General features: G+C 68.0%; 15 protein-coding genes. 9 read left to right on the plus strand and 6 right to left on the minus strand.

Annotation, left to right across the window (positions count from 1 at the left end):
- Nucleotides 1-364: 364 nt before the first annotated feature.
- Nucleotides 365-1315 carry a DUF3047 domain-containing protein gene (locus tag K7G19_RS09670; protein WP_223819429.1) on the plus strand — a complete coding sequence of 317 codons (951 nt, stop codon included), beginning with the start codon at nt 365-367 and terminating at the stop codon, nt 1313-1315.
- A gap of 70 nt (nt 1316-1385) precedes the next feature.
- On the opposite strand, the gene K7G19_RS09675 is transcribed toward K7G19_RS09670, so the two are convergent.
- Nucleotides 1386-2435 (minus strand): DUF2891 domain-containing protein, encoded by a 1050-nt coding sequence (locus K7G19_RS09675; protein ID WP_226107082.1) that lies wholly within the window; start codon nt 2433-2435, stop codon nt 1386-1388.
- 92 nt (nt 2436-2527) lie between these two features.
- Complete coding sequence (locus K7G19_RS09680; RefSeq protein ID WP_150082087.1) at nt 2528-3721, minus strand: M20 aminoacylase family protein; 1194 nt, start codon at nt 3719-3721, stop codon at nt 2528-2530.
- Between the two features lie 490 nt (nt 3722-4211).
- Between K7G19_RS09680 and K7G19_RS09685 the strand changes: the two genes are divergently transcribed.
- The 8 genes from K7G19_RS09685 (at nt 4212) to K7G19_RS09720 (ending at nt 15621) form a co-directional block, all read left to right on the plus strand.
- A complete protein-coding gene (locus K7G19_RS09685; RefSeq protein WP_149316551.1) occupies nt 4212-5801 on the plus strand; it encodes an ABC transporter substrate-binding protein in 1590 nt (529 codons plus the stop codon).
- 265 nt (nt 5802-6066) lie between these two features.
- On the plus strand, nt 6067-7044 hold the full coding sequence (locus K7G19_RS09690) for an ABC transporter permease (RefSeq protein WP_149316552.1): 978 nt from the start codon (nt 6067-6069) through the stop codon (nt 7042-7044).
- A gap of 4 nt (nt 7045-7048) precedes the next feature.
- Entirely contained in the window at nt 7049-8041 is a 993-nt protein-coding gene (locus K7G19_RS09695) for an ABC transporter permease (RefSeq protein WP_223819430.1), read from the plus strand.
- A 27-nt stretch (nt 8042-8068) separates the two neighbouring features.
- Nucleotides 8069-9070, plus strand: a complete 1002-nt coding sequence (locus K7G19_RS09700; protein WP_150082090.1) for an ABC transporter ATP-binding protein — start codon at nt 8069-8071, stop codon at nt 9068-9070.
- A 5-nt stretch (nt 9071-9075) separates the two neighbouring features.
- The gene (locus tag K7G19_RS09705; protein WP_149317069.1) at nt 9076-10137 is read left to right on the plus strand and encodes an ABC transporter ATP-binding protein; all 1062 of its coding nucleotides are present in this window, start codon (nt 9076-9078) and stop codon (nt 10135-10137) included.
- 222 nt (nt 10138-10359) lie between these two features.
- Nucleotides 10360-12459: a molybdopterin-dependent oxidoreductase gene (locus tag K7G19_RS09710; protein ID WP_150082092.1), complete on the plus strand. Its 2100-nt coding sequence runs from the start codon at nt 10360-10362 to the stop codon at nt 12457-12459.
- Nucleotides 12459-13760 carry an aminopeptidase gene (locus K7G19_RS09715; RefSeq protein ID WP_226107084.1) on the plus strand — a complete coding sequence of 434 codons (1302 nt, stop codon included), beginning with the start codon at nt 12459-12461 and terminating at the stop codon, nt 13758-13760. Before K7G19_RS09710 ends, K7G19_RS09715 begins: the two co-directional genes overlap by 1 nt.
- Nucleotides 13761-13938: 178 nt before the next feature.
- A complete protein-coding gene (locus tag K7G19_RS09720; protein ID WP_149316556.1) occupies nt 13939-15621 on the plus strand; it encodes a long-chain fatty acid--CoA ligase in 1683 nt (560 codons plus the stop codon).
- 34 nt (nt 15622-15655) lie between these two features.
- On the opposite strand, the gene K7G19_RS09725 is transcribed toward K7G19_RS09720, so the two are convergent.
- From K7G19_RS09725 to K7G19_RS09740, 4 genes are all read right to left on the minus strand, one after another.
- The gene (locus K7G19_RS09725) at nt 15656-16096 is read right to left on the minus strand and encodes a hypothetical protein (RefSeq protein ID WP_149316557.1); all 441 of its coding nucleotides are present in this window, start codon (nt 16094-16096) and stop codon (nt 15656-15658) included.
- Between the two features lie 98 nt (nt 16097-16194).
- Nucleotides 16195-16698, minus strand: a complete 504-nt coding sequence (locus K7G19_RS09730; protein ID WP_150082096.1) for a MarR family winged helix-turn-helix transcriptional regulator — start codon at nt 16696-16698, stop codon at nt 16195-16197.
- A 92-nt stretch (nt 16699-16790) separates the two neighbouring features.
- On the minus strand, nt 16791-17810 hold the full coding sequence (locus K7G19_RS09735) for a tripartite tricarboxylate transporter substrate binding protein (RefSeq protein ID WP_149316559.1): 1020 nt from the start codon (nt 17808-17810) through the stop codon (nt 16791-16793).
- 357 nt (nt 17811-18167) lie between these two features.
- Nucleotides 18168-19280: a porin gene (locus K7G19_RS09740; RefSeq protein ID WP_149316560.1), complete on the minus strand. Its 1113-nt coding sequence runs from the start codon at nt 19278-19280 to the stop codon at nt 18168-18170.
- Between the last annotated feature and the right edge of the window lie 232 nt (nt 19281-19512).

Below are 19512 nucleotides of genomic sequence, written 5' to 3' on the forward strand. Positions count from 1 at the left end.
GGACCGTGAAACGACTTCGCGCCGATGATAGTGCGGACTACCCGTGTGAAAGTAGGTCATCGCCAGGCTCTCCATCCCCAAGACACCCCAGATCTCCCAAGGTCTGGGGTGTTTTGCTTTGCGGCGGCGGAAAGCCCCAAAAATGAAAACGGCACCGGAAACCGCGCCACGCAGACGGAATACAACAGATCGCCCTCGTGCGTGAAGTCACCGGTTCTCGCTCCGCATCGGCTCTGTTATGGTGTCGCTCGGCGCCGGCGCTTGCCCCACTTGTGAGCATCGCGGTGCCATCGTCACGCAATCAAGCCACGGCCCAACCAGGGGCGGGCAATCGGGAAGTCCGGGGGAAGGTATGGCCGCAAACATGGCCGGATTCATCGGCATGGGCCTGCGCAGGCCCCTGTTTGCAGGCGTTTTCCTGACGGCTGCGGCGACATTGGCCGGATGCGCGACATCCCCATCGTCGTCTCCCGACGCCGAGGCATCCGCATCGAAGGCTCCCAAGGTGGCCAGGATCTCGCCGATGGATTGCCGCAAGTTCCACCAGCGGCTGGCTGCCTCGACTGCCAAATCGCTGCGGAACGAGACATCGCAGCGCTCCGACTACCCGGCCCAGCTCCAGAAAGTTGGCGACCAAAGCGGGCAAGAAGCCGCCGAGCCGATGCCGTTGCAGCAACTTCCGCTATTTTCGACATTTGGCCCAGAGCAGGCATTGCCGGCGGGCTGGCACAGCTGGACCGTCAACCGCAGCAAGACCCCCACGCAATACGCACTGACCGAAGTCGACCAGCGCGTCGTGCTGCATGCCCGCGCGGATGGTTCCGCTTCGGGCCTCTATGTTCCTCTGAAGCCGCGGGAGCCAGGCAAGCTGCGCTGGGCCTGGAAGACGCGCGACGTCATCGCCGACGGCGACAACGCCAGCGGACCCCGCGAGGATGCACCGCTACGGGTGTTCGTTGCCTTCGACGGGGACAAGAGCACGCTGTCGCTGAAAGATCATCTGATGGACGAAATGGCGCGGCTGATGACCGGCCGCGAGATGCCCTACGCAACCCTGATGTACATCTGGGGCGCCAAACGTCCGGAAGGGACGGTCATACCGAACCCGCACACCGAGCGGGTCCGCATGATCGTGGTGGATTCAGGCACTCGGCACGCCAGGCAATGGCGTTGCCACGAGCGCGATCTGCGGGCGGACTATCGCGCCGCCTTCGGCAAGGAGCCGGGCCGGCTGCTGGCCGTCGGCATCATGACCGACACCGACAACACCAGGAGCCAGGCGGAAGCCTGGTATGGCGACATCGCGCTGGACTAGCGTGCGCGAGTCCCGCGCGGCGGAGGCCCGCAGCGGCGGGAGCCCTGCAGCGCGAGCGTCCGTGGCGAAATCAGGGGACCACGGGATCGGTCAATGCCAGCGCCGCGAACGATGCCAGCCAGTGCGTCCCGACATAGTCGCCGCTGACCGCCTGCGCCAGCGACGCGTCCAGATGATCGACCCACGCACCCGCCGCCTTCGCCCGCAACGGTTCCGGCAGCGACGGTCCGAGCAGGCGCCAGCACCAGGCGCGCGACAGGTTCAGCCCGTCCAGATGCACGAGCTTCGGATCGGTGCGATCGCCAACCACCACCGGCGTCAGCCACGTCGCCAGGTCGGTCGGTGCAGGTGCAAACATCTCCCACCATTCCGCGAACGCGCAGTCGTCCAGCACGCTGCGCATCAGCACCGCCTCCATCAGGCCGCCTGACAGGAACTCGTCGCCGCCGGGCTCGTAGCGAGCCGGGTAGCGCTGATCGTGGCCAAACCAGCGATGCGCCCGTCGCGCGATCGCGCGGCGCAGCGCCGGATGGCTGTCCGCGCGGGCATAGCCGTCGGCCAGCACCAGCGCGAAGGCGCTGTTGGCATGCGTGCCGGTGCGGATCGGAAAATCGGCGATATCGAGATAGTCGCTCAGCCGTCCGGCGAGATACGTCGCCAGCGGTTCGCAGGCGCGCGCCCAGCGCTGTACCTGTTCGTCGTCGCCCGGAAACTGGCGCAGTTCCGCCTGCAGGCGCAGGATCCAGGCCCAGCCATAGGGACGCTCGAACGTGCCCGAGCCTGGCCGCTGGAAATACGCCAGCTCGGCTTGGACCGCTTCGGGCCGCCACTGGATGTCGAGCGTCGCGCGGATCGCGCCCGCTTCGGGCAGGTCGGGCCGGTGCGCCAGCAGCCGGACCAGCAGCCAGTGCATATGCACGCTCGAGTGCCAGTCGTAGCTGCCGAAATAGACGGGATGCAACGCGCGCGGCTCGGCCAGGTCGCCGGCGCCCGTCATCATGTGGTCGATCCGGTAGGGGTAGGGCCGCAGGATGTTCTCGAGCGCGACCTGCGCGAAGGCGCTGGCGGTCGCGAGATCGAGCGCCGGCAGCGCCGGCCGGACCGTGGACGTGCCGGCCATATCGCCGGCATCCGTCCCGCCCGCGCCGCTCACGCTAGCCGACCCATCCGTCCCATTCATGCCATTCACGCCGTTCACGCCGCTCGCACCATTCACGCCGGCGCCAGCCATTTCTCGACCAGCTTGACGAAGAAGGTCGAGCCGACCGGCAGGATCTCGTCGTTGAAGTCGTAGCTGGGGTTGTGCAGCATGCACGGTCCAATGCCGTGGCCCGCCTCGCGGTGCCCGCCTTCGCCGTTGCCGATGAACAGATAGCAGCCCGGCCGCTCGAGCAGCATGAAGGAAAAGTCCTCGGCGCCCATGGTCGGTTCGATATTCGGATCGACGTTGTCGACGCCGACCAGCTCGCGCGCGACTTCGACCGCGAAGGCCGCTTCGGCGGCGCTGTTGACGGTCGGCGGATAGTTGCGGTCGAAGCTGAATTCGATGGTGCAGTCGAAGGCCGTGGCGACCGCGCGCGCCACCTCTTCCATGCGGCGCTCGATCAGGTCGAGTACCGGCAACGTGAAGGTGCGCACGGTGCCGCCGATCCAGGCCTCGTTGGGCACGATATTGGTCGCGTCGCCGGCGTGGAACTGCGTGACCGAGATCACCGCCGCATCGATCGGCCGCTTGTTGCGGGTGATGATGCCCTGCAGCGCGCCGACGATCTGCGCCGCGGTGAAGACCGGATCGTTGCCGTTATGCGGCATCGCCGCATGCGCGCCCTTGCCGCGCACGACGATGCGGAACTCGTTGCTCGACGCCATCAGCGGTCCGGGGCAGGTGCCGAACGAACCGGCCGGCATGCCGGGCCAGTTGTGCATGCCGAACACGGCGTCGCACGGGAAACGCTCGAACAGCCCGTCGCGGATCATCTCGCGCGCGCCGCCGCCGCCTTCCTCGGCCGGCTGGAAGATCAGGTGGACGGTGCCGTCGAAGTTGCGGTGCCGTGCCAGGTAACGGGCCGCGCCGAGCAGCATCGCGGTATGGCCGTCGTGGCCGCACGCGTGCATCTTGCCGTCGTGCTGCGAGCGGTGGCCGAAGGTATTGGCCTCCTGCAGCGGCAGCGCGTCCATGTCGGCGCGCAGGCCGATGCTGCGCGTGCTGCTGCCGTTGCGGATCACGCCGACGAGGCCCGTCTTGCCCAGGCCGCGGTGCACCTCGATGCCCCAGTCGGCGAGCGTGCGCGCGACCACGTCGGCAGTGCGCTGCTCCTCGAATCGCAGTTCCGGATGAGCGTGGATGTCGCGGCGGATCGAACGGATCTCGTCTTGCGCCTGGAGGATTTCGGGGATCAGTGTCATGGCCGTGGCAAGAGCGGTAAGCGGTGATAAACCAGAGGGTTGAAAACCAGGGCGGAAAAACCCCGGCTGGCAAAACCGGATTGGGGAAAACAGCAGGGGTGAAATATCCGGATCATACGACGCCGGGCCCGAATGCGCCAAAACCATCACGGCGCGAGGTTTCCCCGATAACCCGCCCAATGGCACCCGACATGCCGCCCAACGCGCCGCCCGGCATACGGCCCCTACATGCGGCCCCAGCATGCCGCCCGACATGCCGCCCAATATACCGTCGAATATGCCGCCGTCATTCGGCGCGGTATCCCCGGAGGTGGGTTTCCCCGCATTGCAGCCGGTGCTTCTCTACTGGAACAGTTAATGCTTGCCGTACCGCGTCCGCGAGCCGGGCCCCGCTTGTATCACGACGCCTGCACCAATTTGCGGCGTCGCAGCTTGCGACGGTCACAGGCCGCTCGTTATAGTTGCCCCCACTTTTCGGGAGAATCGCTCGATGCCGCTTCGCCACCACCAGAAGGCATTTGCAACCGCCCTGCTCGCCGCAGCCATCAGCTTCGGCGCCGGCGGTCAGGCACTGGCAGCCGATTTCAAGCTGGCCATGAGCTCGCCGCCGACCTCGATGGACCCGCACTTCTACAACCTGTTCTCGAACATCAACGTGTCGGAGCACATCTTCGACAGCCTGATCAAGATGGACGCGGACAGCCGCATCATTCCGGGCCTGGCCGAGTCGTGGAAGCTGGTCAACGAGACCACGTGGGAGTTCAAGATCCGCAAGGGCGTCAAGTTCCATGACGGCTCGCCGCTGACCGCCGAGGACATCCTGTGGTCGCTGGACCGGCCGGCGACAATCCAGAACAGCCCCGGCAAGTTCGACGTCTACACCAAGGCCATCGTCGCCAAGAAGATCGTCGATCCGAACACGATCCAGCTGATCACCGCGCAGCCCTATCCGCTGGTGCTGAACGATCTGACTTCGATCTTCATCGTGCAGAAGAAGGCCACGCAGGGCCTGAACTCCGACGATTTCGCCCAGGGCAAGGGCATGGTCGGCACCGGTCCGTTCAAGTTCGTCAGCTACGCGCGCGACGACCGGGTCGAACTGACGCGCAACCCCGACTACTGGGGGCCGAAGCCCGCCTGGGACAAGGTGACGCTGCGCTTCATCCCGAACCCCGCCACGCGCCTGGCCGCGCTGCTGTCGGGCGACGTGCAGGCGATCGAGAACGTGCCGACGCCGGACCTGCCGCAAGTGCGCAAGAATCCGAAGCTGTCGTTCTTCTCGAAGATCTCGCACCGGGTCATCTATCTGTATTTCGATGCCAAGCGCGACAAGTCGCCGTACGTCACCACCAAGGACGGCCAGCCGATGGACAAGAACCCGCTGAAGGACGCGCGCGTGCGCAATGCCATCAGCATGGCCATCAACCGGCAGGGCATCAAGGACCGGCTGATGGAAGGCCTGTCCGAGCCGACCAACAACCTGGTGCCGGCGACGCTGTTCGGGCATAACCCGGACCTGAAGACGGTCAAGTATGACCCCGAGGGCGCCAAGAAGCTGCTGGCCGAGGCCGGCTATCCGAACGGCTTCGGCGTGACGCTGCATACGCCGAACAACCGCTACGTCAACGACGAGAAGATCGCGCAGACCGTCGCGCAGAACCTGACGCGCATCGGTATCGCCACGCGGGTCGAAGGCATGCCGATGGCGACGTACTCGTCCAAGGGCATCAAGCACGAGTGGTCGTTCGGCCTGCTCGGCTGGGGCGCGCAGACGGGCGAGGTCAGCTCGCCGCTGCGCGCGCTGCTGGCGTGCGAGGATGCCAAGAAGGGCTTCGGCACCACCAACTGGGGCGAGTACTGCAATCCGAAGATGGATGCGGTACTGGAGAAGGCGCTGTCGACCGTCGACGACGCCCAGCGCTCGAAGCTGCTGCAGGAGGCGACCGCGATCGCGATCAACGACGGCGGCATCATTCCGATCCATCAGCAGGTGACCACCTGGGCCACGCAGAAGGGCATCACCTACGTGCCGCGGACCGACGAACGGACCTACGCGCACAACTTCAAGCCGCAGCAGTAACCGCTGGCGGCAGGCTGTTCACTTGACAGCCCCGGCGCGCGCGGTGCCCAATGGCGCCGCGCGCCCAACCGGCCCGCGCCGCGCAGCCGGCCCCGCCGCCCGCGGGTCCGGCGATGCGCCGATCGCCACGAAAACGGCCGCCCGGCGATGATCGGGCGGCGATAGCCGTCAGCCGGTGCCGCGTCCCGCCGCATGCCTTCGCGCGACCCCTCGCGCGGGCCATCGCGGTACGCAGCGCCGGCGGCGAAGGAAAAGCGTCCCGACTATGCTGGTCTTTATCATCCGGCGCCTGATGCAGAGCGTGGTCGTGCTCTTCGTCATGTCGCTGCTGGTCTTTCTCGGTGTGTTCGCCATCGGCAATCCGGTGGACATCCTGATCAATCCGCAGGCCGATCAGGAAGACATCAAGCGCACCATCGCCGCGCTCGGCCTCGACAAGCCCCTGTGGGAGCAGTACTGGATCTTCCTGACCAATGCGCTGCAGGGCAATCTCGGCATCTCTTTCGCGCACGGCACGCCGGCGCTGAAGCTGATCTTCGAGCGGATGCCGGCGACCATGGAGCTGGCGATCTGCGCGATCCTGCTGGCGATCGTGCTCGGCATCCCGCTGGGCCTGTGGGCGGGCCTGCGGCCCAACGGCATCGCCGGCAAGTCGATCATGACGGTGTCGATCCTGGGCTTCTCGCTGCCGACCTTCTGGGTCGGCCTGATGCTGATCATGGTGTTCGCGGTGCAGCTCGGCTGGCTGCCGTCGAACGGGCGCGGACAGACCGTCTCGGTGCTCGGCATCCCGGTCAGCTTCCTGACCGTCGACGGCATCCGCCATCTGGTGCTGCCGGCCGTCACGCTGTCACTGCTCAATATCGCGATGGTGATCCGGCTGACGCGCGCCGGCACCCAGGAGGCGATGCTGCAGGACTACGTCAAGTTCGCGCGCGCCAAGGGCCTGTCGAACACGCGCATCGTCGGCGTGCATGTGCTCAAGAACATCCTGATCCCGATCGTCACCGTGATCGCGCTGCAGTTCGGCTCGATCATCGCCTTCGCCATCGTCACCGAGACGATCTTCGCCTGGCCCGGCATGGGCAAGCTGATCATCGATTCGATTCAGCTGCTGGACCGGCCGGTGATCGTCGCCTACCTGATGGTGATCGTGACGCTGTTCATCCTGATCAACCTGGCGGTCGACATCATCTACAGCGTGCTCGACCCGCGCGTGCGCATCGCCGACAACAAGGGCTGATCCCATGACCATCGCTACGCAACCGGGCACGCCGGACGGACTGCCGGCTCCCACCACCGATATTCCCGCCGGCCCGCCGGGCACCCCGACCGGCACGCCGACGCCGTCCGCCGCGGCGGCCGTCGACACGCCATGGCGCCGCTTCGCCCGGCAGTTCTTCTCGAGCAAGATCGCGGTGGCGGGCCTGGCCGTGCTGATCGCGATCGTGCTGATCGCGATCTTCGCGCCGTGGCTGGCGCCGCAGGATCCCTACGACCTCGCCACGCTGGACGTGCTCGATGCGCGCCTGGCCCCGGGCGAGGTGGCCGGCAACGGCATGACCTTCCTGCTGGGCTCGGACGAGCAGGGCCGCGACATCCTGTCGGCGGTGATGTACGGCCTGCGCATCAGCATCGGCGTCGGCGTGGTCAGCACGGTGATCGCGCTGGTGCTGGGCGCCACGCTGGGGTTGATTGCCGGTTTCGTCGGCGGACGCGTCGAGGCGCTGATCATGCGCGTCGCCGATCTGCAGCTGTCGTTCCCGCCGATCCTGCTCGCGCTGATCCTGCTGGCCTTCCTGCGTCCGGGCATCGGCAATATCGTGATCGCGCTGGTGGCGGTGCAGTGGGCCTACTACGCGCGCACCACGCGCAGCGCGGCGCTGGTCGAGCGGCGCAAGGAATATATCGAGGCGGCCACGTGCCTGGGCCTGCCGGCGCGGCGCATCATGTTCCGCCACCTGCTGCCCAACTGCCTGCCGCCGCTGATCGTGATCGCCGCGCTGCAGGTGGCCTCGGCGATCACGCTGGAGGCCACGCTGTCCTTCCTCGGCCTGGGCGTGCCGATCACCGAGCCGTCGCTCGGTTCGCTGATCTCGAACGGCCAGCAGTACATGCTGTCCGGCAAGTACTGGATCAGCTTCTTCCCCGGCATTGCGCTGGTGATCACCATCGTCGCGATGAACCTGGTCGCCGACCAGCTGCGCGACGTCCTGAACCCGCGCCTGCAGACGCTTTAAGAGACGACGCCACAAGGGGAATACCGGATGAGCGGCAAACCAACACTGCTGGTCGAGGACCTGGAGACGCATTTCTTCACGCGCGGCGGCGTCGCGCGCGCGGTCGATCGCGTGTCCTTCTCGATCGGCCGCGGCGAGATCATGGGCCTGGTCGGCGAGTCCGGCTCGGGCAAGTCGATGACCGGCTATTCGATCATGGGACTGATCGACCCGCCGGGGCAGGTGGTCGGCGGGCGCATCGAGCTGACCAGCCGCGACGGCGTCACGCGCGACCTGCGCAGGCTGACGCCGGCGCAGATGCGCAACGTGCGCGGCAACCGCATCGCGATGATCTTCCAGGATCCGATGATGACGCTGAACCCGGTGCTGCGCATCGATACGCAGATGATCGAGGCGGTGCTGGCGCACGAGAAGGTGGACAAGGCCGTGGCGCGCGAGCGCGCGCGCAATGCGCTGGCGCGGGTCGGCATTCCGTCGCCGGACGAGCGGCTGCAGGCCTATCCGCACCAGTTCTCCGGCGGCATGCGCCAGCGCGTGGCGATCGCCATCGCGCTGCTGAACAAGCCGGACCTGATCATCGCCGACGAGCCGACCACCGCGCTCGACGTGACGATCCAGGGCCAGATCCTCTACGAGATGCAGAAGCTGTGCCGCGAGTCGGGCACCGCGCTGATCTGGATCACGCACGACCTGTCGGTGATCGCGGGCCTGGCCGACAGCGTCTGCGTGATGTACGCCGGCAGGATCGTCGAGGCCGGCGATGTGCGGCAGGTGCTCGAGCGTCCCGAACATCCCTACACGCACGGGCTGATCGGCTCGGCGCCGTCGCGCAATCCGCGCGGCACGCCGCTGCGGCAGATCCCCGGCATGACGCCGTCGCTGCTGAACCTGCCCGGCGGCTGCGCCTTCCGCGAGCGCTGCCCGCGCGCCACCGAGATCTGCCGCACCGAGCCGCCGCTGAGCAGCACGCCCGACGGACGGCGCCTGCGCTGCTTCCATCCGGTGCTCGAAACCCAGGAGGCCGCATGAACGGCATGACCGATATGTCCGTGATCGACGCGCCCGCCGCCGGGGCATCGACGACCCCGGCCGCGGCAAGCGAGACGCCGCTGCTGGAGCTGCGCGGCGTCTCCAAGCGCTTCGTCAAGTCGCTCGACGCCGCCGCCCGCATCGCCAATCTGTTCGGCGCGCATGCGAAGGAAGAAGTGGTGCACGCGGTCGACCATGTCGACCTCGCCATCCGCGCCGGCGAGGTGGTCGGCCTGGTCGGCGAATCGGGCTGCGGCAAGTCGACGCTGGGCCGGATGGCGGTCGGCCTGCATACGCTGACCGAAGGCACGCGGCTGTGGAAGGGCGTGGACCTGGAGCAGCTGCCGGCCGAGAAGAAGCGCGAGAAGCAGCTGGCGATCCAGATGATCTTCCAGGACCCGTATGCCTCGCTGAACCCGCGGCTGCGCGTGCTGGATATTGTCGGCGAGGCGCCGGTGGTGCACGGCATCGTGCCGGCCTCGGGCCAGAAGGCCTATGTCGAGGAGATGCTGACCCGGGTCGGCATGGACCCGACCGTCCTGCGGCGCTTTCCGCACCAGTTCTCCGGCGGCCAGCGCGCGCGCATCGGCATCGCGCGCGCGCTGGCGGTCAGGCCGGAATTCCTGGTCTGCGACGAGTCGGTGGCGGCGCTAGACGTGTCGATCCAGGCCCAGGTGCTGAACCTGTTCATGCGGCTGCGCGAGGAACTGAACCTCACCTACCTGTTCATCAGCCACGATCTCGGCGTGGTCAAGCACATCAGCGACCGCGTGGTGATCATGTACCTGGGCCGCGTGGTCGAATCGGCGCCGACCGAGCAGGTGTTCGCCGCGCCGAACCATCCGTACACGCAGGCGCTGCTGGCCGAGGCGCCCAAGCTGGAGGTCGGCAAGAAGACCTATGTGGCGATCCAGGGCGAGATTCCGTCGCCGCTGCATCCGCCGTCGGGCTGCCACTTCCATCCGCGCTGCCCGTACGCGATGCCGCGTTGCCGCGAGGAGGCGCCCGCGCTGAAGGAGATCGCACCGCTGCGGATGTCGGCCTGCCATCTGAACGACCAGCGCTGAGCGGCTCGCCGTACGGCCATCGGGCCACCGTCAGGCGGCCGTCCGTGGGCCATCGGTGAGGCACCGGCGGGGCCTCGGTGGGCCGGTCGGCGGCGCCTCGGTTGGCCGGTCGGCGGCGCGGTGGATGGGTCGTCGGCCTGGCCGTCGGCGGGCGCCGGGCCCCGCCCGCCCTGGCGCGATCGAATACAATCGGGCACAAAGGAAAACGCCCCCGGAGAACCCATGTCCACCCGCATCGTCCGCGCCGCCTGCCCGCACGATTGTCCCGACAGCTGCGCGCTGCTCGTCACCGTCGAGGACGGCCGCGCCGTCAAGGTGGCGGGCGATCCGGACCACCCGGGCACGCAGGGCGTGCTGTGCACCAAGGTGTCGCGTTATACCGAGCGCACCTACCATCCCGATCGCCTGCTGAGCCCGATGAAGCGGGTCGGCCCCAAGGGCAGCGGGCAATTCGCGCCGATCGGCTGGGACGAGGCGCTCGACATCGTCGCCGAACGGCTCGGCGCGATCGCCGCGCGCGATCCGCAGGCCATCGTGCCCTACAGCTATGCCGGCACGATGGGGCTGGTGCAGGGCGAAAGCATGGCCGCGCGCTTCTTCCACAAGCTCGGCGCCTCGCTGCTCGACCGCACCATCTGCGCGAGCGCCGGCGCCACCGCGCTGCGCTACACCTATGGCGCCAGCGTCGGCATGGATATCGAACATGTCGAGGACGCCAAGCTGATCGTGATCTGGGGCGGCAATCCGATCGCCTCGAACCTGCACTTCTGGACGCGCGTGCAGCAGGCCAAGCGCCGCGGCGCGACGCTGGTGGCGATCGATCCGTACCGCTCGCTGACGGCGGAGAAGTGCCATCGGCATATCGCGCCGATGCCGGGTACCGACGGCGCGCTGGCGCTGGCGATCATGCATGTGCTGATCCGCGACGATCTGCTCGACCACGACTACATCGCGCGGCATACGGTCGGCTTCGACGCGCTGCGCGACCGCGCGGCGCAGTTCTCGCCCGCGCGCGCCGCGCAGATCTGCGGCATCGATGCCGAGGAGATCGAATGGCTGGCGGGCCTGTACGGCAAGCTGGCCGTGCGCGAACGGCAACCGGTGGCGATCCGCCTGAACTACGGCATGCAGCGGGCGCACGGCGGCGGCCAGGCGGTGCGCGCGGTGGCCTGCCTGCCGTCGCTGGTGGGCGCGTGGCGCCACGCCGCCGGCGGGCTGCAGCTGTCGACCTCGGGCTTCTTCCCGATCGACAACGCCGCGCTGCAGCGCCCGGACCTGCTGCCGAGCTGGCCCAGGCTGCCGCGCACGATCAATATGTCGACGATCGGCGATGCGCTGCTCGGCGAAGGGCTGCCGGCCGGCACGCCGCCGATCGAGGCGATCGTCGTCTACAACAGCAACCCGGTCGCGGTCGCGCCGCACTCGGGCAAGGTGGCGGCGGGCTTCGCGCGCGAGGACCTGTTCACCGTGGTGCTCGAGCACTTCCGCACCGATACCGCGGATTACGCCGACATCATCCTCCCGGCCACCACCCAGCTCGAGCACGTCGACATCCACAAGGCCTACGGCCACACTTATTTCCTCGCCAACAACCAGGCCATCGCGCCGCTTGGCGAGGCGCTGCCCAATACCGAGATCTTCCGGCGGCTGGCGCGGCGCATGGGCTTTACCGAGCCGTGCTTTGCCGACAGCGACGAGGACATCGCCGCGCAGGCCATCGTGCGCGGCGATCCGCGCGCGGCGGGCATCGACTGGCAGACGCTGAAGGAAAGCGGCTGGCAGAAGCTGAAGCTGCCGGCGGCACCGTTTGCCGAGGGCGGTTTCCCGAGCCCCACCGGCAAGTGCCAGTTCTACGCGGCCGAGATGGTCAAGGACGGCCTCGATCCCTTGCCCGGCTACGTGCCGCCGTACGAGGCGCCGGCCAGCGCGCCGGAGCTGGCGGCGCGCTATCCGCTGGCGATGATCTCGCCGCCGGCGCGCAATTTCCTCAACAGCACCTTCGTCAACGTCGACAGCCTGCGCGCCACCGAGGGCGAGCCGCATCTGGACATCCATCCCGACGACGCCGCCGCGCGCGGCATCGTCGACGGCATGATGGTGCGGGCCTTCAACGACCGCGGCAGCATGCAGGCGCGCGCCCGCGTCACCGACCGCGCGCGCCAGGGGCTGGTGGTCGGGCTGTCGATCTGGTGGAAGAAGCTGGCCCCGGACGGCAAGAACGCCAACGAGCTGACCAGCCAGCGCCTGACCGACATGGGCCGCGCGCCGGTCTTCTACGACTGCCTGGTGCAGGTGGAGGCCGCCGCGCAGGCGGTGACGTGATGGCACGGCGGCCGGCTCGCGTCCGCGTGGCGGCCGCGCTGGCCGCCGTCGCGTTTGGCGCGCTGCTGGCCGGCTGCGAGGCCGTCGGCTACTACGCGCAGTCGATCAGCGGCCATCTGGGCGTGATGGCCCAGGCCACGCCGCTGTCCGACGCGATCGCCTACGCCAACGGCAGCAACGACAAGCGGCTGGCCGACCGGCTCGCGCTGGCCGGGCGCATGCGCGATTTCGCCTCGCGCGAACTGGCGCTGCCGGACAACGGCAGCTACCGCCATTACGCCAATCTGCATCGACCCTACGTGGTGTGGAGCGTGTTCGCCACGCCCGAGCTGTCGATGGAGCTGCACAAGTGGTGCTTCCTGGTGGTCGGCTGCATCAACTACCGCGGCTACTACGCGATCGAGGACGCGCACCGCTATGCCGCCGCGCTGCGCAGCCAGGGGCTGGAGACCTATGTGGCCGGCGTGCCCGCCTATTCGACGCTGGGCTATTTCGACGATCCGCTGCTGAACACCTTCGTCTATCTGCCCGAGGGCGAACTGGCGCGGATGATCTTCCACGAGCTGGCGCACCAGGTGGTCTACGTGCGCAACGACACCACCTTCAACGAGTCGTTCGCCTCCGCGGTGGAGATCGCCGGCGTCGAGCGCTGGCTGGCGCGCGAGGCATCGGCCGACGCGCGCGCCAGCTACCGGCAGTACGACGCGCGCCGGCAGCAGTTCCGCGCGATGCTGCTGCAGGCGCGCGCGGAGCTCGACGCGCTGTACCGCCGGCCGATCGACGACAACGCCAAGCGCGCCGGCAAGGCGGCGATCTTCGCCGCGCTGCGCCAGCGCTATGCGGCGCTGAAGGAGTCGTGGGGCGGCTACAGCGGCTACGACCGCTGGTTCTCGCAGCCGCTGACCAATGCCCATCTGGCCGCGGTGGCCACCTATCAGCAATGGGTGCCGGCGTTCCTGGCGCTGCTCGATCAATGCGGCGGCGACTGGAAGGCCTTCTATGCCGAGGCCGAGCGCATCGGCAAGCTCAAGCCCGAGCAGCGCAAGGCGCGGCTGCGGGCGCTGGCGCCGAACGAGGCGGGGACCGGCGCGGCGGCCATGAACGCGGCCGCCGGCGGTACTGCGGTGGGCAACGCTCCGGTCGGCAACGCTGCGGCGGCTCATGATGCAGCGGCTCATGCTGCGGCGGCTCATGATGCGGCGGATCATGCTGCGGCGGACCATGCTGCGGTGGACAACGCCGCGGCACCCCACAGTGCGGCCGGCAAGGGCGCAACCATCGCCGCGCCCGGCGGGTCCTAGGGTATTCCCGCGCCTGCGTGCGCACCGACTCCGCCATCGAGCGCCTTTACACTGGCAGCGGTTCAGAGGACTTCATCTAACGTGTGGTCCTGGTGTTGTCTTAAGGGGGCCCGCCGTTTAGCATCGCCGTTTAGCGTCGCAAAAATCGAACGATCATTCAGAAACCAGGAGACGGCATATGGAAAAGCAGTGGCTGAAACACTATCCGGCAGGCGTACCCGCCGAGATCGACGCCAGCCAGTACCGGTCGCTTGCCCAGCTGCTGGAGGAATCCTTTCGGGACTACGCGGACCGGCGCGCCTTCGTCTGCATGGACAAGGCAATCACCTATGCCGAGCTGGACAAGCTGTCCGGCCACTTCGCCGCCTGGCTGCAGGCGCGCGGTCTCAAGCCGGGGGCGCGGGTCGCGATCATGATGCCGAACGTGCTGCAATACCCGGTCGTGCTGGCCGGCGTGCTGCGCGCGGGCATGGTGGTCGTCAACGTCAATCCGCTGTACACGCCGCGCGAGCTCGAGCACCAGCTCAAGGACAGCGGCGCCGAGGCGATCGTGATCCTGGAGAACTTCGCCGCCACGCTGCAGCAGGTGTTGTCCGCCACGCCGGTGCGGCATGTGGTGGTCGCCAGCATGGGCGACATGCTGGGCGGGCTCAAGGGTGCCGTCGTCAACTTCGTCGTGCGCAACGTCAAGAAGATGGTGCCGGCGTGGGAGCTGCCCAACTGCGTGCGCTTCCCCACGGCGCTGGCCGAGGGCAGCCGGCTGCAGCGCAAGCCGGTCGACACCGGTCCGGACGATATCGCCTTCCTGCAGTACACCGGCGGCACCACCGGCGTGTCCAAGGGTGCGGTGCTGCTGCACCGGAACGTGGTCGCCAACGTGCTGCAGTCGCAGGCGTGGATGCAGCCCGCGCTGGCCAAGGGCGCGCCGATCGACCAGGTGGTGACCATCACCGCGCTGCCGCTGTATCACATCTTCGCGCTGACGGTCTGCGCGCTGCTGGGCATGCGCAGCGGCGGCCTGAGCGTGCTGATTCCGAATCCGCGCGACATCCCGGGCTTCATCAAGGAGTTGCAGAAGTACCGCTTCCACATGTTCCCGGCGGTCAACACGCTGTACAACGCGCTGATCAATCACCCGGACATCGACAAGGTCGATTTCTCGGGGCTGCGCGTGGCCAACGGCGGCGGCATGGCGGTGCAGGAAGCGGTCGCGAAGAAATGGCTCGCCAAGACCGGCTGCCCGATCATCGAGGGCTACGGCCTGTCCGAGACGTCGCCGTCGGCGACCTGCAATCCGACCGACAGCGACGCCTTCTCCGGCACCATCGGCCTGCCGCTGCCTTCGACCGAGATCGCGATCCGCGACGACGACGGCCGCGACGTGCCGCTGGGCCAGCCAGGCGAGATCTGCCTGCGCGGGCCGCAGGTGATGGCCGGCTACTGGAACCGGCCGGACGAGACCGCCAAGGTCATGACGCCGGACGGCTTCTTCAAGACGGGCGACATCGGCATCATGGACGAGCGCGGCTATACCCGCATCGTCGACCGCAAGAAGGACATGATCCTGGTGTCGGGCTTCAACGTGTACCCGAACGAGATCGAGGGCGTGGTCGCGGAGTGCCCGGGCGTGCTGGAAGTCGCGGCTGTCGGCGTGCCGGACGAGCATTCGGGCGAGGTGGTCAAGCTGTTCGTGGTCAAGAAGGACCCGGCGCTGACCGAGCAGGATGTGATCGCGTTCTGCAAGGACCGGCTGACGGGCTACAAGCGACCCAGGTACGTCGAGTTCCGTACCGAGCTGCCGAAGACCAACGTCGGCAAGATCCTGCGGCGGGAGCTGCGCGACTCGCGCAAGGCGGCCTGATCGCCTTCACGGCGCCGGGCAGCCCGGCGCCGGCTCAGCACTCGTTGGACGGCGCCAGCCCCGGCTCGCGCCGTCCGTCCGCGTATACCACGCGCACGCAGCTGCCGACATCGAGGCCCGGTGCGGCCGGGCCGTTGATGGTCGCATTGGTGCCGTCGTTCAGCTTGACCTCGTAGGCGAAGATGTCGACCTGCTGCACCGGCTGGCGATTGAGCAGCCGGCCGAGATCGAAGGCCAGGCCGACGCCCACGCCACCGCCGTGCCAGCCGCCGCCGCTGGCGGCGCCCACTCCCACCCCATAGCCGGAATAGCCGCGCGCCTGTTCGACGTCGACGCGCGTGACGAAGCGTTTCTCGGCGATCCGCCCCAGCTTGACGGTGGCATTGACCGGCGTGATCTGCGGCGCCGGCGGCGCGCTCGGCGAACTGGCGCAGCCGCCTGCCAGTGCCGCCACGGTGGCGGCCGCGACGGCCATCGCGGCGGCCCGCACGGGCAGGCCGGATACACGCCACGCTTGCGCTTGCGGCCGCGCTGGCGACCTCGGTTGCGGCCTCGGTTGCGTCATCAGGGATTTCATGCGGACACCAGTGTCGATTTGAGGCGGCCCAGCAGCTTGAACAGCGCGCGCCGCTCGGTTTCGGCCAGCCCGCCGAACAATTGCTCGACCCATTGCTCGTGCGCGCGCGCCATGCGCGTGAAGGCGGCGCGGCCGGCGGGCGTGAGCCGGATCAGATAGGCGCGCCGGTCGTTGGCAAGCGGCTCGCGCGAAACCAGCCCTTCCTGCTGCAGCTGATCGGTGATGCCGGTCACGTTGCCGCCGGTCACCATCATGCGGCGCGACAGCTCGCCCATCTTCAGGCCCTCGGGATGGCGCTCGAGCTGGGCCATCAGGTCGAAGCGCGGCAGCGTGCAGCCGAACGACTCGCGCAGCCGGCCGCGGATATCGGCCTCGACCAGGTTGGTGCAGGTCAGCAGCCGCAGCCACAGGCGCAGGGCCTCGTGGCTGGCATCATCGGCGCGGGTTTCGAGATCGACTGGCACCGTGTTGGACGCGGCGTCGGCGGCGGAAGTCGGCATCGCAGGCGGCAAGGGAAAATGTTGACGCCTGAAGTATATGCGCTAAGCCAGCCGCGAGGCGCGCTCCCGCGGCGGCCGCGCCAGGGGCCGGATCAGTCGACCTTCGCGCCCGAATCCTTGACCACCTTGGCCCACTTGGCGGTTTCGGCGCGGATATGCTGGGCGAACTGCTGCGGCGTGCTGCCTACCGGCTCGGCGCCCTGCGCCTGCAGCTTCTCGCGCATCGCCGGCGTCCCCAGCGCCTTGGCCACTTCCTGCTGGATCCGCGACACGATCGCGGGCGGCGTGCCGGCCGGCGCCAGCAGGCCGAACCACGAGCTGGCTTCGTAGTTGGGCAGCTTGGCCGCCTGCGCGATGGTCGGCAGGTCGGGCAGGGCAGGCGACGGCTTGGCGCTGGTCACCGCCAGCGCCTTCAGCTTGCCGGCCTTGATCAGCGACATCGACGAAGGCAGGTTGTCGAACATCACCTGCATGGTGCCGCCCGCCAGGTCGGTCAGCGCCGGGCCGCTGCCCTTGTACGGGAAGTGGACCATGAAGGTGCGGGTCTGCGTCTTGAACAGTTCGCCGGCCAGATGGATCGAGGTGCCGTTGCCGCTCGAGGCCATGTTCAGCTTGCCGGGATTGGCGCGCGCATAGGCGATCAGGTCGTTGACGCTGTTGATCTTGTTCTGCTGCGCGAAGGCCGGGTTCAGCACCAGCACGTTCGGCACCGCGGCGACCTCGGTGATCGGCGCGAAGTCCTTGATCGGGTCGTACGGCAGCTTGCTGTACAGCGACTGGTTGATACCGTGGGTGCCGACCGTTCCCATCAGCAGCGTGTAGCCGTCGGGCTCGGCCTTGGAGACGATCTCGGCGCCGATGTTGCCGCCCGCGCCGGGCCGGTTGTCGACCACCACGTTCCAGCCCGGCAGCTTCGACAGTTCCGCGGCGACCGCGCGCGCCAGGATGTCGGTGGTGCCGCCCGGGGCGAAGGGCACCACCATGCGGATCGGCTTGGCCGGATAGCCGGCCGGGTCGGCGGCATGCGCGGACGATAGCCACGCGAGGCCGGCCAGCCCGCTCAGGGTGGCGGCCAGGGTCAGGCGCAGCGCGCGGCGGCGGGGGGCTTGCATCGGTCGTCTCCTTGCGCGCCGTTGGAAGAGCAGGCGCGTCGTGTTGTCGGTGTGTTGTTGCTGCGTTGTCGTTGCGCAATCGCTGCGGTGTTGCCGCGATGTCGCCGCGTTGCTGCTCGCACGGCCGGCGGGTCGCCGGGACTGCTGCATTCTAGTGGCGCCGACGAGGCAATGCCGATGAGGTGAAGCCCTATGGCGGCGCCGCGCGCCGTCATGGGGTGGGCCGAGCTTGGCCCTAGCTTGGCGCGGGCAGGAGCCCGGGCAGGGGCTCGGGCGGCGCCGATAAAAAAGGCACCCGAAGGTGCCTTTCGAAGACGCGCTTCAGGCCGGCGCACGGCCGGCCGTCGGTGCTCGCGTTCAGAACTTGTGGCGGATACCGATGCCCACGCCGACCATATTGTCTTCGCCGGCGCCCAGCGGGTAGCCGTTGGCGAAGCTGATGACGGCGCTGTCGAAGTTCAGGCCGGCGTTCTTGGTGTAGGCGGCGGTCAGGTAGATGTCGGTCCGCTTGGTGATGTTGTAGTCCGCCACGAAGCTGACCTGCCACGGGTTCGGTGCGTTGACGCCGTTCAGGTTCTTGACGTCGGCGTAGTAGTACGCCAGCGTCAGGCCCAGCGCGGCGGTGGCCTGGTAGTTGGCGCCGGCCCAGTAGTAGTCGTCGCGGTAGATGGTGGCGTCGTTCGGGGCCTTGTTCTGGCCCCAGCGGTAGCCTGCCATCAGCTTGGCCGGGCCGAAGGCGTAGCTGGCCGCGGCACCCGCCTTGCGGAACGTCGCGGTGTCGCCGCCGGTGTTGGCCACCGTCGGGTTCGACTGGTCGTAGGCGATGGTCACGCCCAGCGGACCGGCCGCGTACGCCACCGCACCACCGTAGCCGGTGTCACGGCGGAACTGGCCCGGCACTTCGCCGCCGCCGGCCACGCCGTTGCCGAACGACCAGTGCGCGATGGCGGTGACCGGACCGAACTTGCCGGTGTACTTGGCGGTGTTGTCCGAGCGGAAGTTGGTACCCAGCTGATAGGCGATCGGTTCGTACTGCGTCGCGTAGCCGGTCGGCGAGAAGTTGGCGAATGCATCGAACATCGAGGTGTACTGGCGACCGAAGGTGATGCGGCCGACCTGGTTGCTCTCGATACCGACATACGCCTGACGGCCGAACAGGCGGCCGCCCTGCTGCATGCGGCCGTCATCCACGCCGAAGCCGCTTTCCAGCACGAACAGCGCCTTCATGCCGCCGCCGAGATCTTCCACGCCGCGCAGACCCCAGCGCGAACCGGACAGGCCGCCGGAAGTCACCCCGAACTTGTTTTCTCCACGGCCCGGGAATCCGGCCGTGCCCGCCGCGGTCGAGGACATGTTGCTGACGTACTCGATGTTGGCGTCGACCACCCCGTAAAGCGTGACGCTCGATTGGGCCTGAGCGGTCCCGGCGAAAGCGCCGAGCGCGGCCAATGCAAGAAGCGACTTCTTCATGCTGGTTTATCTCCTGTAGTAAGAATTATTGGTGTGATGCGCGAGACAGCCTCCTGAACTCTCCATGGTCTGCGCACCCAACTTCGCGAGAAGTTGTCGGGTACTGTAACAAACGGCATTGTTTGCACAATCGCACAGTCGTTCTATTGTCGGCTTTTCACAACTCAGGGTTTTGGAGTAGCCCGCCAGCCCAGGCCAGTACTGGCAAGGCGCCCCGCGAGGGCGGTCCGAA

This window comes from Cupriavidus sp. DB3, from assembly GCF_020418465.1.
GTDB lineage: Bacteria > Pseudomonadota > Gammaproteobacteria > Burkholderiales > Burkholderiaceae > Cupriavidus > Cupriavidus cauae.